General features: G+C 62.8%; 13 protein-coding genes. 9 read left to right on the forward strand and 4 right to left on the reverse strand.

The annotated features are described in order from the left end of the window. Positions 1-26 precede the first annotated feature (26 nt). From AACV02_RS06955 to AACV02_RS06970, 4 genes are all read right to left on the reverse strand, one after another. Complete coding sequence (locus AACV02_RS06955; RefSeq protein WP_119738542.1) at positions 27-683, reverse strand: lysoplasmalogenase; 657 nt, start codon at positions 681-683, stop codon at positions 27-29. 1 nt (position 684) lies between these two features. Continuing rightward, positions 685-1,074, reverse strand: coding sequence for a protease inhibitor I42 family protein (locus AACV02_RS06960; RefSeq protein ID WP_106579457.1), 390 nt, complete (start codon positions 1,072-1,074; stop codon positions 685-687). A 203-nt stretch (positions 1,075-1,277) separates the two neighbouring features. Beyond that, on the reverse strand, positions 1,278-3,701 hold the full coding sequence (gene lon, locus AACV02_RS06965) for an endopeptidase La (RefSeq protein ID WP_106579456.1): 2,424 nt from the start codon (positions 3,699-3,701) through the stop codon (positions 1,278-1,280). 158 nt (positions 3,702-3,859) lie between these two features. Beyond that, positions 3,860-4,849 (reverse strand): GntR family transcriptional regulator, encoded by a 990-nt coding sequence (locus AACV02_RS06970; RefSeq protein ID WP_119738544.1) that lies wholly within the window; start codon positions 4,847-4,849, stop codon positions 3,860-3,862. A 349-nt stretch (positions 4,850-5,198) separates the two neighbouring features. Here AACV02_RS06970 and AACV02_RS06975 point away from each other — a divergent pair, with 349 nt between their 5' ends. The 9 genes from AACV02_RS06975 to AACV02_RS07015 all read left to right on the forward strand — a co-directional run bounded on the left by AACV02_RS06975 (position 5,199) and on the right by AACV02_RS07015 (position 15,492). Further along, positions 5,199-6,530 (forward strand): amidase, encoded by a 1,332-nt coding sequence (locus tag AACV02_RS06975; protein ID WP_119738546.1) that lies wholly within the window; start codon positions 5,199-5,201, stop codon positions 6,528-6,530. Positions 6,531-6,541: 11 nt separating this feature from the next. Continuing rightward, on the forward strand, positions 6,542-7,420 hold the full coding sequence (locus AACV02_RS06980) for a polysaccharide deacetylase family protein (protein WP_119738549.1): 879 nt from the start codon (positions 6,542-6,544) through the stop codon (positions 7,418-7,420). A 30-nt stretch (positions 7,421-7,450) separates the two neighbouring features. After that, the gene (locus AACV02_RS06985; RefSeq protein ID WP_119738551.1) at positions 7,451-8,791 is read left to right on the forward strand and encodes an MFS transporter; all 1,341 of its coding nucleotides are present in this window, start codon (positions 7,451-7,453) and stop codon (positions 8,789-8,791) included. A gap of 10 nt (positions 8,792-8,801) precedes the next feature. Continuing rightward, positions 8,802-9,563: an SDR family NAD(P)-dependent oxidoreductase gene (locus AACV02_RS06990; protein ID WP_106579451.1), complete on the forward strand. Its 762-nt coding sequence runs from the start codon at positions 8,802-8,804 to the stop codon at positions 9,561-9,563. Positions 9,564-9,701: 138 nt separating this feature from the next. After that, entirely contained in the window at positions 9,702-10,451 is a 750-nt protein-coding gene (locus AACV02_RS06995; protein ID WP_119738553.1) for an SDR family NAD(P)-dependent oxidoreductase, read from the forward strand. 13 nt (positions 10,452-10,464) lie between these two features. Further along, positions 10,465-10,761: a hypothetical protein gene (locus tag AACV02_RS07000; protein ID WP_106579449.1), complete on the forward strand. Its 297-nt coding sequence runs from the start codon at positions 10,465-10,467 to the stop codon at positions 10,759-10,761. Further along, entirely contained in the window at positions 10,758-11,732 is a 975-nt protein-coding gene (locus tag AACV02_RS07005; RefSeq protein WP_119738555.1) for a CobW family GTP-binding protein, read from the forward strand. The genes AACV02_RS07000 and AACV02_RS07005 overlap by 4 nt, the downstream gene beginning before the upstream one ends. Beyond that, positions 11,729-12,901, forward strand: a complete 1,173-nt coding sequence (locus AACV02_RS07010) for an ABC transporter substrate-binding protein (RefSeq protein WP_119738557.1) — start codon at positions 11,729-11,731, stop codon at positions 12,899-12,901. The genes AACV02_RS07005 and AACV02_RS07010 overlap by 4 nt, the downstream gene beginning before the upstream one ends. A gap of 254 nt (positions 12,902-13,155) precedes the next feature. After that, a complete protein-coding gene (locus tag AACV02_RS07015) occupies positions 13,156-15,492 on the forward strand; it encodes a putative bifunctional diguanylate cyclase/phosphodiesterase (RefSeq protein WP_119738559.1) in 2,337 nt (778 codons plus the stop codon). Positions 15,493-15,663: the final 171 nt, after the last annotated feature.

Here is a 15,663-nt window from a genome sequence, read left to right on the forward strand (position 1 = left end):
GCGACGAGGGGGGAAAGGCCGGCATTTTAGCCAAATTGGCCCTCGTGTGCGCGGGTTGTCTGATGGAAAGCCGAGGCGGTGATGCCCCACTGTCCCAGCCAATACGTGCTGATCAACAAATAGGGCGCCGCCTCAAAGGCGACCACGAACCGATTGATACCAATCAGCGTGTCGGAAAACACAAACGACACCGCGCCCGCCGCCGCCAGCAGGGCCGAGCGCTTGGGCACCTCACTGCCCAGTCGCGCCAACGCACGCCAGAGCATGGCGCTGATCACCAGCGCATACACCACCACCGGAATCAGCAACTCGCCCAGGCCATGGGCAATCAGAACGCTCAGCAGAATCGCGCCCACGCCCAGTGCCAATACCAGCGGCAACAACGCCAGGCGCCGGCAATCGCTGAAATAGGCTTTTAAATATGCCAGGTGCGCAGACAGGAAGGCGCCCAGGCCGAAGATAAACAGGTCGCCCGGCCACGCGAGCAACACGTCGCCCACCAGGGAAAAAATCAGCCCCAGGCTGATCCAGCGTCGATAGTCGGTGGGCGGCGCGTCATGCAGCCAGCCCAGCAACGCCAGCACCGGCAACGGTTTGACCAGCAGGCACAATAGCGCCGCGTGGGTGCTCAAACCGTAGACAAAGCTGCCGGCGCCCATCAACGCAAGAATCAGCCAAGGCATATCAGTTCACCGTGATGGCGCAGTCGAAGGTTTCGGCAGGCTCGGCTTCCGGTTCCCAAGGTTGCTGGGAGGTCAGGCGCAAACGGCCCTGGCCGGCTGCGAAGGCCTGGAAACGCCAAGTGGATTGGCCGCCACCGCCGATCACACCGGACTCGGTGCTGCTGTAAACCTCAGGGCTGAGTGCACGCAGCACGCCGCCGGCGGAATCCTGGATGGCCCAGCGATAGCCGGTGGTGGGGTTGCTCGGCAAGGTGAGGATCAGGTTTTGCCCGGTTTTAAGCTGGAGCGGGCAGGCGCTCTGGTTTTCCACTGTGACGTTTTGCTTGGGGGCACTGGCGCAGGCGGCCAGCAGGGCAAGGCTCAAGGGGAGAAGCAGGCGGGCAGCGGTCATGAGGGCTCCGTTGTATGGCGACGAAGGGCGAGCATAACCGAAGATGAGACAAGGTGTGACAAGGCGGGCTTTTGTGTTGGCAGGTCTGGCCTGATTGGCGGCAAGCCCCCTCCCACAATTTGACTGCATTCCAAAGGATGTACTCGGTCAACTGTGGGAGGGGGCTTGCCCCCGATTAGGCCAGCTCAGGCGCTAGAGATCTGTCAGAAAAGCACCTTCGCCACATCCGCAAAGCGCTTGGCGAAGTGCACCGTCATCCCTTCTTTCAGGTACTCCGGCAGCTCTTCAAAACTGCCACGGTTGGGCTCCGGCAAAATCAGCTCATGGATCTTCTGGCGCCGCGCCGCAATCACCTTCTCACGTACACCGCCAATCGGCAGTACATGCCCGGTCAGCGTCAGCTCGCCGGTCATGGCCACGCCTTTTTTCGGCGGCTGATTACGCGCCAGCGACAGCAAGGCACTGGCCATGGTTACGCCCGCGCTCGGGCCATCTTTGGGCGTAGCGCCTTCCGGCACGTGCAAGTGCACGAAGGCTTCGTCGAAGAACTTCGGATCGCCACCAAACGACTTCAGGTTGGAGCTGATGTAGCTGTAGGCAATCTCGGCGGACTCTTTCATCACCTCACCCAGTTGCCCGGTGAGCTTGAAGCCACGATTGAGTGTGTGGATGCGCGTCGCCTCGATCGGCAGGGTCGCGCCGCCCATGCTGGTCCAGGCCAGGCCAGTGATCACGCCGGTACCGGACAGCACTTGCTCATTGCGAAACACCGGCATGCCCAAGGAGCTTTCCAGATCCTTGTTGCCGATCTTGATCACCGAGTCCGGCTCGTCCAGCAGCTTGACCACGGCCTTGCGCACCAGTTTGCCCAGCTGTTTTTCCAGCTGGCGCACCCCGGCTTCGCGTGCGTAGCCGTCGATCAGCGCGCGCAGGGCGCCGTCGCTGATGGACAGGCTGTTTTTCGACACGCCGGCCTTTTCCAACTGTTTTGGCCACAGGTGGCGCTTGGCGATGGCGACCTTTTCTTCGGTGATATAGCCCGACAGGCGAATCACTTCCATCCGGTCCAGCAGTGGGCCCGGGATCGAATCAAGCGTGTTCGCCGTGCAGACGAACAACACCTTGGACAGGTCCAGGCGCAGGTCGAGGTAGTGATCGAGGAATTCGACGTTCTGTTCCGGGTCGAGGGTTTCCAGCAATGCCGACGCCGGGTCGCCCTGGAAGCTCTGGCCCATCTTGTCGATCTCATCGAGCATGATCACCGGGTTCATCACCTCCACATCTTTGAGCGCCTGCACCAGCTTGCCCGGCAGGGCACCGATGTAGGTACGGCGATGGCCCTTGATCTCGGCCTCGTCGCGCATGCCGCCGACGCTGAAGCGATAGAACGGCCGGCCCAGCGACTCGGCGATGGATTTACCCACGCTGGTCTTGCCCACGCCCGGCGGGCCGACCAGCAGCACAATGGAACCGGCGACTTCGCCTTTATAGGCGCCCACCGCGAGAAACTCGAGGATGCGGCTCTTGATGTCATCCAGGCCCGCATGGTGCTTGTCCAGCACCTTGCGTGCGTGTTTCAGGTCGAGCTTGTCTTCGCCGTACACGCCCCACGGCACTGAGGTGGCCCAGTCCAGGTAGTTACGCGTGACGGCGTATTCCGGCGAACCCGTTTCCAGGATCGACAGTTTGTTCATTTCTTCGCTGATGCGTTTTTGCGCCTGGGTCGGCAGTACTTTGCCCACCAGGCGTTGTTCGAACTGCTCGACGTCCGCGCTGCGGTCGTCCTTGGTCAGGCCCAGCTCCTGCTGGATGACCTTGAGCTGTTCCTTGAGGAAGAACTCGCGCTGGTGCTCACCGATCTTGCGGTTCACCTCGGCAGAGATTTCTTTTTGCAGGCGCGCGACTTCGACTTCCTTGCGCAGCATCGGCAGGACTTTTTCCATGCGCTTGAGCATGGGCACACAGTCCAGCACTTCCTGCAGCTCGTTGCCGGTGGCCGAGGTCAATGCGGCGGCGAAGTCGGTGAGTGGCGACGGGTCGTTGGGGCTGAAGCGGTTGAGGTAGTTCTTCAACTCTTCGCTGTACAGCGGGTTGAGCGGCAGCAGTTCCTTGATCGCATTGATCAGCGCCATGCCGTAGGCCTTGACCTCGTCGGTCGGCTCGGTCGGCTGGTGCGGGTATTCGACTTCCACCAGGTACGGTGGGCGGTGGTGCTTGAGCCAGGTTTTGATGCGCACGCGGGTCAGGCCCTGGGCGACGAATTGCAATTTGCCGTTCTCGCGGCTGGCGTGGTGCACCTTCACCAGCGTGCCGTACAGCGGCAGGCTGGAGGTATCGAAATGGCGCGGATCTTCTGGCGGGGTGTCCATGAAAAACAGCGCAAGGGAGTGGTGGTCGGATTTGCTCACCAGCTCCAGGGTCTCAGCCCACGGTTCTTCATTGACGATGACCGGCAGCACTTGCGCCGGGAAGAACGGCCGATTGTGGATCGGGATAATGTAGACCTTGTCCGGCAGGTTTTGCCCAGGCAGGGCCAGGCCGGTGTTGGACGAAGCTTGGTGTTCAGCGTTTTCGGGGTCGGCGTAATCGTTCAGGTCGATGTCCGGGAATTCTTGCTGGTCGCTCATGGGGCACCTGCATAAGGAAGTATGCAGGTTAGATGGGGCGGGGCAGCGGTGGTTTCAATGGCGGGGCGCAGTTAGCAACAAATTGCATGATATTTACGAAACACCGCCTTCCCTGTGGGCGCAGGCAAGCCAGCTCCCACCTTGTGTACCGAGCGCCGTCAGCTGATTTTGTGCAGATAAGCCGGCAATGGCTGTTCCGGCAGCACCGACAACACCTTCAAGCGTTGCAGCATGCGCTGGCGTGCCCGCTGCAAATGCTCACGCAGATTCAGCGCCGCCGCGTCATATGCGCCGTGCAGCAGCAGCTCCAGAATCAAGCGGTGCTCGGAGAGCATGGCGGGATCCGCGCCGATCCCCAGTAACCGGTAGAAAATCCGGCTGATGATCATCGGGCTCTGGCCCTGGCGAATCAGCGCGGCGATCTTGCGGTTTTGCAGGCCGGCGAGGCAGCGCTGGTGCAAGTCCTCTTCGATCTGCTCAATGGCTTGCAGGCTGCACTGCGGGCTTTGCTGAGCATCCAGCACGCGCTGCAACATGGCTTCAAGCATGTCTCGGTCGAGGTTCGGCGCGCTCTGGCGCAGGGCTTCGGGTTCCAGGCAGGCCCGCAGTTCGTAGTCCTCGGTGACCTCGCGCGCGGTCAGCGGCCCCGCCAGCCATTGGGAGTAGGGTTCTTTTTCCACCAGGCCACGGTCGCGCAAGCGCATCAGTGCTTCACGCACCACGGCGCGGCTGACGCCGTAATGGTCGGCGGCGGCTTGCTCATCCAGGCGGTAATGACCGAAGGCAATGCAGGTGGACAACGCCGCGCCGATTTCCTCGACGATCCGTTCGCCGAGCGGCCGGGTGTCTACCAACTCGTCATCGCCGTTGAGGCCCAGGTGCGCATGGCTCAAGGGCAGGCGCAGCGGCTCCATGGCCAGACCTTCGGGGTTGATCAGGTAGCCGCGGCCATTGAAGCGGCAGATCAGGCCTTCGTCGTGCAGCAGGTCCAGCGCCTTGCGCACCGGTACGCGGCTGGTGCCGAACAACTCGGCCAGCGGCGCTTCCAGCAAGACCAGCCCGTGGCGGGCGGTGCCGTTGACGATCGCATCCCGCAACAGCGTGTGAATCATCGCGTAACGGGAGGCCGAGGCGGACACTGCTTTCATCTGCTTCTCTAGGTAAAGAGTTGAAGGGCTTGTAGGAAAGTGGCCGGGGATTCTCTCATAGTTACCCCTGTCACTCTGCGCCACGGTGCTGGCACTTTTTTGGGGCCTTGGCCGTAACCCTGTTACTTTTCTGCACCAAAATGTACTTATTAATAAAAGATACATTATTCCATTCAAGGCCTGTGCCCACGACTTTGCCACCCTTTTTGTTTCCTACAAAACCATCTAGCCCGTAGCTAAAGGCCAGAAACTCGCTTGTGCACAAATGCCGGCAGCAAAGACTGGCACGAAAGCTGCCTTTGTAAAACGTACATTTTATTAATATGTACGTTTTGTGAGGTGCAGCTTGATGTCAGACGCCACATCAATGGCCGAAGCGTTCGCCAGCGGTCGCAGCGACCCGGTGCAAGTCCTCGAGCAGGCGCTGCTGCACGCGAGCATGGCGCCCACAGTGTTTATTTCCCTGACCGCCGAGCGCGCCCGTCGCGAAGCTGAGGCCGCCGCCGCCCGTTGGCGTGCCGGGCAACCGTTGAGCGTGTTCGATGGCGTGCCGCTGGCCTGGAAGGACCTGTTTGATGTCGCCGGCAGCATCACGACCGCCGGCGCCGCTTACCGTCGCGAGGCGCCAGCGGCGTTGCTCGATGCGCCGAGTGTGGGCCTGTTGTGCCGCGCCGGGATGGTCAGTCTCGGCAAGACCAACCTCAGCGAACTGGCTTATTCCGGCTTGGGCCTGAACCCGCATTTCGGCACGCCGTATAACCCGAACGGCAGCGATCAACCGCGTATTCCCGGTGGCTCGTCATCCGGCTCGGCCGTCGCCGTGGCCGGCGGCATTGTGCCGATCGCCATGGGCACCGACACCGCCGGCTCGATCCGCATTCCGGCCGCGCTCAACGGCGTGGTGGGCTACCGCAGCAGCAGCCGACGCTACAGCCGCGACGGGGTATTCCCGCTGGCGCACACCCTCGACAGCCTCGGCCCGCTGACCCGCAGCGTGCGCGATGCACTGGTGATCGACGACCTGCTCAATGGCCACGCGCAAACCCATGTTGCCCGCAGCCTCAAGGGGCAACGCTTTGTGCTGGAGCAAGGCGCGCTGGAAGACATCGAACCGGCCGTGCGCAATAACCTGCTGCGCGCCGTGGACCTCATCAAGGCCGCTGGCGCGCTGATCGAGGTGCGCCCGTCTGCCACCTTCCAGGCCACGCTCAACCTGATCAAGCAGGACGGCTGGCTCGGCTCATTCGAAGCCTTCGCGCTGCACGAGGCCTTGCTCGACAGCCGCGACGCCGACCTGCTCGACCCGCGCGTACGCCGCCGCCTCGAAGCCGCGCGTTCACTGCCCGCCAGTCAGTTGCTGCACCTGATCGACGCACGCCGTCGCCTGCAGTACCAACTGGTCGACGAGCTCGACGGCGCCGTGCTGATTACCCCGACCGTTGCCCATGTCGCCCCCCCGTTGGCCCCGCTGGAAGCCGACGACGAGCTGTTCGTGAAAACCAACCTCGCCACCCTGCGCCTGACCATGCCCGGCAGTCTGCTCGACATGCCTGGCGTGAGCCTGCCCAGCGGCCGCGATGCCCTGGGCCTGCCCACCGGGCTGCTGCTCAGTGCCCCGTCGGGAGAAGACGCACGCCTGTTGCGCGTGGCGTTGTCCGTCGAATCCGTAATGACTATTTAAGGAGACACATCATGGCTAAAGACATTCTCTGCGCATTTGGCGTCGACGTTGACGCCGTCGCCGGCTGGCTCGGTTCCTACGGCGGTGAAGACTCGCCGGACGACATCTCGCGCGGCCTGTTCGCCGGTGAAGTGGGCGCGCCGCGCTTGCTCAAATTGTTCGAACGCTATGGCCTGCGCACCACCTGGTTTATTCCCGGCCACTCGATGGAAACCTTCCCCGAGCAGATGAAGGCGGTGGCCGACGCCGGTCACGAAATCGGCGTGCATGGCTACAGCCATGAAAACCCGATCGCGATGACGGCCGAGCAGGAAGAAGTCGTCCTGGATAAATCCATCGAGCTGATCACTCAGGTCACCGGCAAACGCCCCACCGGCTACGTCGCGCCGTGGTGGGAATTCAGCAAGGTCACCAACGAGCTGCTGCTGAAAAAAGGCATCAAGTATGACCACAGCCTGATGCACAACGACTTCCACCCCTACTACGTGCGCAAGGGCGACAGCTGGACCAAGATCGACTACAGCCAGCACCCCGACACCTGGATGAAACCGCTGGTGCGCGGCGAAGAGACCGACCTGGTGGAGATCCCGGCCAACTGGTACCTCGACGACCTGCCGCCAATGATGTTCATCAAGAAAGCCCCCAACAGCCACGGCTTCGTCAACCCGCGCCACCTGGAAGAAATGTGGCGCGACCAGTTCGACTGGGTCTACCGCGAGCACGAACACGCCGTGTTCACCATGACCATTCACCCCGACGTGTCCGGTCGCCCGCAGGTGCTGCTGATGCTCGAGCGTTTGATCGAACACATCCAGAGCCATGCCGGCGTGCGCTTCGTCACCTTCGACGAAATCGCCGACGACTTTATCCGCCGCCAACCGCGTTCCTGACCCTTAGCCCACACCCCCGAGGCGCGATTTATGTCCATCTACAACAAGCTTGACCTGACTGGCTGGAAACCCCGGCAACTGACGTCCCAGGAAGTGCGCTTCGCCACCTGGATCGCGTTTTTCGCCTGGGTGTTTGCGGTGTATGACTTCATCCTCTTCGGCACCTTGTTGCCGGAGATCGGCCGGCATTTCGGCTGGGGTGAGGTGGAGCAAGCTGAAATCGCGACCTGGGTGGCGGTGGGCACAGCGGTGGTTGCCTTTGCCATTGGCCCCGTCGTCGATAAGTTGGGACGGCGCAAAGGCATTATTTTCACTGTGGCCGGTTCCGCACTGTGCTCGGCACTCACCGCGATCGGCGGAGCGTGGGGCAAGTCGCCGCTGATTCTGATCCGCTCGTTGGGCGGCCTGGGCTATGCCGAGGAAACCGTCAACGCCACGTATTTGAGCGAGCTGTATGGCGCCTCTGAAGACCCGCGCCTGACCAAACGGCGCGGGTTTATCTACAGCCTGGTGCAGGGCGGCTGGCCGGTCGGTGCGTTGATCGCCGCCGGGTTGACCGCGCTGCTGTTGCCGATCATCGGCTGGCAGGGTTGCTTCATCTTTGCCGCCATCCCGGCCATCGTGATTGCGATCATGGCGCGCAAGCTCAAGGAGAGCCCGCAGTTCCAGGTTCACCAGCGCATCAGCGAGCTGCGTAAAAGTGGCGCCGTGAAAGAGGCGCAGAACGTCGCCGTGACCTACGGCGTGGACTATGACGAACACAGCAAGGCCGGCCTCAAGGCCGCCTTCCGTGGCCCGGCCCGCCGCGCCACGCTGGTGATCGGCGCCGCGCTGTTGCTCAACTGGGCGGCCATCCAGGTGTTCAGCGTGCTGGGGACTTCGGTGATCGTCAGCGTGCACCATATCTCGTTCGAGAACTCGCTGATCATCCTCGTGCTGTCGAACCTGGTGGGGTACTGCGGTTACCTGAGTCATGGCTGGATGGGCGACAAAATCGGCCGTCGCAATGTCATCGGTCTGGGCTGGATGCTCGGCGGCCTGGCGTTCGCCGGGATGCTGTTTGGGCCAAGCAATATGGCAATGGTGGTGGGGCTCTACAGCCTGGGCCTGTTCTTCCTGATCGGGCCGTACTCGGCGGCGCTGTTTTTTATCAGCGAGAGTTTCCCCACCAGCATCCGCGCCACCGGTGGCGCGATCATTCATGCCATGGGCCCGATTGGGGCGGTGGTGGCCGGTTTCGGCGCCACGCAGGTGTTGTCCGCCGGCAGCGACTGGCAGACCGCCGCGCTGTGGTTCGGCGCGCTGCCGTGCTTTTTGTCCGGTGCGCTGATGTTTGGCGCGCGCCATGTGCGCCCGGAAACCGTTCAGTGAGGAGTGTGAGATGAGCCGTAAAGTTGCCCTGATTACCGGTGCCGCCAGCGGCATCGGCCAAGCCCTGGCCGTGGCCTATGCGCGCAATGGCGTGGCGGTGGTGGGCGGGTATTACCCGGCCGATCCGCACGACCCGCACTCCACCGTAGCGCGGGTGGAAGAAGCCGGTGGTGAGTGCCTGATGCTACCGCTGGACGTGGGCGACACCGCCTCGGTAGACGCACTGGCCGCGCAGGCCGTGCAGCATTTCGGCCGCCTGGATTACGCGGTGGCCAATGCCGGGTTGCTGCGTCGCGCACCGTTGTTGGAGATGACCGATGCGTTGTGGAACGAGATGCTCAACGTCGACCTGACGGGCGTGATGCGCACCTTTCGCGCGGCCACCCGACATATGGGCGAGGGCGGCGCGCTGGTAGCGATTTCGTCGATTGCCGGTGGCGTGTATGGCTGGCAGGAGCACAGCCATTACGCGGCGGCCAAGGCCGGCGTGCCGGGGTTGTGCCGGTCGCTGGCGGTGGAGTTGGCGCCATTGGGTATCCGTTGCAATGCGGTGATTCCGGGGTTGATCGAGACGCCGCAGTCGTTGGATGCGAAGAACTCGCTGGGGCCTGAAGGGTTGGCGAAGGCGGCGCGCGCGATTCCATTGGGCCGCGTAGGGCGGGCGGATGAGGTGGCCTCGCTGGTGCAGTTTTTGACCAGTGAGGCATCGAGTTATCTGACCGGGCAGAGCATCGTCATCGACGGTGGCTTGACCGTGCGCTGGCCTGACTGACCGCACGCGGTGCAAAAAAATGTGGGAGCGGGCTTGCCTGCGATAGCGGAGTTTCAGCCCCACATGTACTGACTGATCCACCGCTTTCGCAGGCAAGCCAGCTCCCACAGGGACCGTGTTTGTTTTAGGAGATTTTGTATGCCTCAACTGAATAATCGACGCGCCGTCATCACCGGCGCCGGCAGCGGCATCGGTGCCGCCATCGCCCGTGCTTACGCCGCCGAAGGCGCGCGGCTGTTGCTGGCCGACCGCAACGCCGCCGGCCTTGCGGAAACCGCCATCACTTGCCGCAATCTCGGCGCCGAGGTGTTCGAGTGCCTGGCCGACGTCGGCACTGTCGAAGGCGCCCAGGCCAGTGTCGACCGCTGCGTCGAGCACTTCGGCGGCATCGATATTTTGGTCAACAATGCCGGCATGCTCACCCAGGCCCGTTGCGTCGACCTCTCCATCGAGATGTGGAACGACATGCTGCGCGTTGACCTCACCAGCGTGTTCATCGCCAGCCAGCGCGCCTTGCCGCACATGCTGGCGCAACGCTGGGGGCGGATCATCAATGTCGCCTCGCAGTTGGGCATCAAGGGCGGCGCTGAACTGACCCATTACGCTGCGGCCAAGGCTGGCGTGATCGGGTTCACCAAATCGCTGGCGCTGGAAGTGGCCAAGGACAATGTGCTGGTCAACGCCATTGCGCCCGGCCCAATTGAAACGCCATTGGTGGGCGGGATCAGCGACACCTGGAAGCAGGCCAAGGCGGCCGAGTTGCCCCTGGGCCGTTTCGGCCTGGCCGACGAGGTGGCGCCCACCGCCGTGCTGCTGGCCAGTGAGCCGGGCGGCAACCTGTTCGTGGGCCAGACGCTGGGCCCGAACTCCGGCGATGTCATGCCATGAGCGAGGTGTAACCATGTGCGGACTCTGCGGATTACTCGGCGAAGACCTGCACTGGAGCGATCCTTTGGGCGATGAATTGCCAAGACGCCGTGAACGCCTGCGCCGGATTGCGGCGATCAACCAGGTGCTGGCGGTGTTCCGGCTCAAGGTCGAAGATTTCCAGGGCGCGTCTTACCTGTTGTTGGGCGCCACCGGCAAGCAGGCATTGGCCAGTGGCCTGGATCAACTCTGGCAAGCGGCTGAAGGCATGCTCGGCCGCCCGCTGGATCCGCTGGATCCCCGCTTGCTTGATCACCTGGAGTCATCATGAGCATTGCCCTCAACGTCATCACCGGTTTCCTCGGCAGCGGCAAGACCACCTTGCTCCAGCGCCTGTTGCAGGGCGAAAGCCTGGGTGACACCGCGTTGCTGATCAACGAATTTGGCGATGTCGGCATCGATCATCTGCTGGTGGAAGAAGTTGCGCCGGACACCGTGCTGCTGCCCAGCGGCTGCGTGTGCTGTTCGATTCGCGGCGAGCTCAAAGATGCATTGCTCGGCCTGTTGCAACGGCGCGAGCGCGGTGAAATTCCGGCGTTCAAGCGGGTGATCCTGGAGACCACCGGCCTGGCCGATCCGGCGCCGATCCTGGCCACGCTGAACAACGATGTGCAACTGCGCGGGCGTTTTCACATCGGCTTGGTGATCACGCTGGTCGATGCCAGTCACGCCACGTTGCAAGAGCGCCTGCACCCGGAATGGCTGGCCCAGGTTGCGGCGGCCGACCGTTTGCTGCTGAGCAAGACCGATTTGGCCGGCGATTGTGAAGCACTGCGCGCGCACTTGCGGGCACTCAACGCGGGGACGCCGATTCTTGACACCCATGAGGTTCACAGCGGCGATCAGTTGCTGCTTGGCGAAGGCTTGCGCAGCGCCGAACCGGCCGTTGAAGTCAGCCGCTGGCAGCTGCATCAAACCACCACGGCCCGCCACGGCGCGGCGCAAGTATGCTGCCTGACCTTTGACCAACCGCTGGACTGGGTCGGTTTCGGGGTCTGGTTGTCGATGCTGTTAAGATGCCACGGCGAACGAATCCTTCGCGTCAAAGGACTGCTCAACGTGAACGCAAGCTCGGCTCCCATCGTCATTCATGGCGTGCAGCATTGCCTGCACGCCCCGGTGCACTTGCCCGCGTGGCCCGGCACCGACCGCCAGTCGCGGCTGGTGTTTATCCTGCGCGGCCTCGACCCGGCGCTGTTGCGGCGCTCGTTCGAGGTGTTCTCACGGCGCTTCGCAGCATGATCACATTACGCGTGCTCGGTACATCCGTGACCCTGCTGGAATGCTTGCGCGTTCGCGCCGAAAAAGAGCTGGGTATTCGCCTGGTCTATCAGGTGCACGACGTGGCGCAGGCCCAGCGCATCGCCGTGATGCAGCCCGACAGCTACGACCTCTACGACCAATGGTTTCACAACGTTGATTTCGTCTGGCCGGCGCGGGCGATCCAGCCTATCGACACACGGCGCATCGCCTTGTGGCACGAGATCAATGACTTGCCCAAACGGGGTCGCTTGTCGGCCAATGACCGGTTGGGCAGCGGCAGCGTACCCAGCGAGCGCCTGTTCGTGCAGCACGACGGCAGCCTCGGCAGCAGCGTCACCGAGCGCATCAGCATGCTGCCATTGACCCATAACGCCGACAGTTTTGCCTACCGCCCGGAGCGTTTGCCCGAAGGCTTCAGCCACGGCAATGAAAGCTGGGGCTGGCTGCTCGACCCGGCCTGGAGCGCGCGCACTGCGCTGCAAAGCGATGCCGCGATTGGCGCGCTGGATGCCGCATTGGCGGTGCAGGGGGCAGGGCTGGCGCAGTTCAGGGACATCGGCAATATGAGCATCGAAGAGATCGATGTACTGGCTGACATTCTGGTGCGCAAGCAGAGGGAGGGGCACTTTGCGGCGTTCTGGTCGGATGATGAAGAGGCCGCGCAGTTGATGCTGAGCCCCAGCATTGATATCCAGAGTCTGTGGTCGCCGACCCTGATGCGCTTGCACCGGGCAGGCGTGAAGTATCGGCTGGCGGTGCCCCGTGAAGGGTACCGCGGATGGTTTGGTGGGTTGTCGTTGTCGCGCCATGCCCAGGGGCCGGTGCTGGATGCGGCTTATGCTTATCTCAATTGGTGGTTATCCGGCTGGCCGGGGGCGGTGATGGCGCGTCAGGGCTATTACATCGGTAACCCGGCGCGCACGCGCGATCATTTGAGCAGCGCCGAGTGGGATTACTGGTATGCCGGCAAGCCCGCCCGTGAGGAGCTGCTCGGCAGTGATGGCTTGCCGTTGATCGACGTCGGCGAGGTGCGCGATGGTGGCTCCTATGAGCAGCGCATGGGCCACATTGCAGTGTGGAACTCGGTGATGGATGAGCACAATTATCTGGTGCGGCGGTGGGGGGACTTCATGCGCGCACGGGTGTGATCAGTACGCCCCCGTCATTCCCTCAGGGGCAATGCCCCTGCAGCCCTTCAAGCCAAGCGTTTGCCGCCAATAAACTGACAGGCACATCCCCGTCCCTGTTGGGTGTACATATCCCAGCCCCCAGCTAATCTGCTTGAACCAACCATTCATTAAAAACGGATGTTTTTTTGACGCCAGGTCAGCAGCCGCCAGGAATGCGTATGACAAAGGGACGGATCGGCACAGAGAGGCGCGTGCTGCCAGAGGCCACGGCAATGAAGTGGCGCCACACATTTCAGACCCGCATTGCCGGGGTGTTGGCGCTATTGCTGCTGGTGGTCGTGGCCGCGACCTACTTCGCGGTCAAGGCCGCCACCACCCGCGCCGTGGAGAACCAGGCCCAGGTTCAGCTCAGCACCGGCAGCCAAGTGTTCGAACGTTTGCTCGACCTGCGCGGGCGTCGTCTGCAATACGGGCTGGATTGGCTCACCGCCGACGGCCCCTTCAAACTGGCGGTCGCCGAGGGCAACCCCGAAACGGTGATGGCCGCACTGCAACGGCATGGCACCGGCCTGCGTTCCAGCGAAGTGTTTGTGCTGGGCCTGGATGGCAAGGTGATGGTCAGTACCTTGCCGGTGCTGACACACGGCCAGCTATTCCCATACGACGAGGCCTTGCGTCATGCGCGACGCAGCGGCTTGCAGATGCTTATCGTCGCGATGGACGGCCAGCCCTATCTGCTTGTGCAGGATGTCGTCCTCGACCCGCAGCCCATCGCCCGCGTGGTGATGGGCTTTCCCATGGACAAGCTGTTCGCCAACGAACTGCGTTCCATGAGCAACCTTGAAGTGTCGTTCCTCAGCGTGCAGAACGGCCAGGTCGGCGAGTTGTTCAGCACCCAGCCAGAGGCCTACCAGGCCACCATCATCGATACGCTGCACCAGGCGCACCTCAACCCCGATGCGCAGATCAACCTGTTCTACGGGCAACGCGTGCTCAGCCAGGTGCTGCCGCTGGCCAACACCGGCGAGGGCGATGAGGTGCGCGTGTTGCTGCAAAGCCCGCTGGACCATGCGCTTGAGTCATTTGCGCCGCTGGACCGGCAGTTCCTCGGCATCGCCCTGGCGGTATTGTTGGTGTCGCTGGCCGCCGCGTTGTTGCTGGCGCGCCGCGTGTCACGCCCGCTCAACGCCCTGGTGGAAGCGGCCGAGCGGATTGGTGCGGGTGACTATCGAACACCGGTGCGGGTGCGCAGTCACGATGAATTCGGCTTGCTGGCCCAGGCCTTCAATGCAATGCAAAGCGGCATCGCCGTGCGCGAGCGGCAGCTGGCCCATAACGCCCTGCATGATCCGCTCACCGGCCTGCCCAATCGCGCGTTGGCCATGGAACGCCTGGGCAGTGCGATCAGTGCACAGCGCCCGGTGGTGTTGCTGTACCTGGGGATTGAAAATTACCGGGTGATCAACGAAGGCTTCGGGCCGCAGGGCGTGGAAGAAATGTTGCGTGAGGCCAGCCGGTGCCTGTCCATGTGCCTGTTGGCCAGTGACACCGCCGCGCGTATCGCCGGCAGCGAGTTTTTGCTGTTGCTGGAAAACACCGAGATCGACCGCGCGGTCGCCCGCGCCGACCGCCTGTATGCGCTGCTCACCGAGCCCCAGCGCATCGGCAACGACGAAGTGCGGCATGAAGTCAGCATCGGCATTGCCGCCTACCCGGCCGACGGCCAGCAGGTTGAAGAATTGATCAGCCGCGCCGCCATCGCCCGGCATGATGCGGCGAGCCTGCCCGGGCATCTGCAGATCTACCAGCAAGACCGCGACCTGGCGCACCAGCGCCAGATCACGCTGATCCGCGACCTGCGCCGCGCGGTCGTCGAAGGCGAATTGTTCCTGTGCTACCAGCCCAAACTCGACCTCATTCATGGCCACGTACGCCAGGCGGAAGCCTTGCTGCGCTGGCAGCATCCGACGCTGGGCCAGGTGTCGCCCGCCGAATTCATTCCCTTGGCCGAACGCACCGGCAGCATGCGCAGCATGACGCTGTGGGTGATCGAGGAGGCGATCCGGCAGATCGCCGAGTGGGCAGGGCGCGGTTTGCACATTCAACTGTCGGTCAACATTTCGGTGGACGACCTGGCCGATGACGACCTGGCCATTCGCGTCACCGCCTTGCTGATGCAATACGGCGTCGCGGCGCAGCAACTGACCTTCGAGATCACCGAGAGCGCGATCATGCACAACCCGCAACAGGCGCTCAGTGTGCTGGAGCAATTGCGCAGCTGTGGCATCAGCCTGTCGGTGGACGACTTCGGCACCGGCTATTCATCCCTGGCGCAGTTGCAGCGTTTGCCGGTGCAGGAATTGAAGATCGACCAGTCGTTCATCCGCAACCTCGACAGCGCCAGCGGAGACGGCGTGATTGTGCGTTCGACCATCGAAATGAGCCACAACCTGGGGCTCAAGGTGGTGGCCGAAGGTGTAGAGTTCGAGCCCAGCCTGAAGCTGCTCAGGCAGTGGAAGTGCGACACGGCGCAGGGTCACCTGATCAGCAAGCCGTTGAATGCCATGGCGTTTGAGATGTGGATGCGGCGAGAGCGGATTGCCCTGTAAACCCACTCGCCTGAACACCCCTGAACCCTGTGGGAGCGGGCTTGCCCGCGATGGCGGTGTGGCAGTCAAAAAATCTGTTTCTGTTGCACCGCCATCGCAGCCAAGCCGGCTACCACATTGAGTGAACATGGGCACAAAAAAAGGCGGCTACCCATCAGGTAGCCGCCTTTG

The organism is Pseudomonas sp. Larv2_ips (genome assembly GCF_963879675.1).
Lineage (GTDB): Bacteria > Pseudomonadota > Gammaproteobacteria > Pseudomonadales > Pseudomonadaceae > Aquipseudomonas.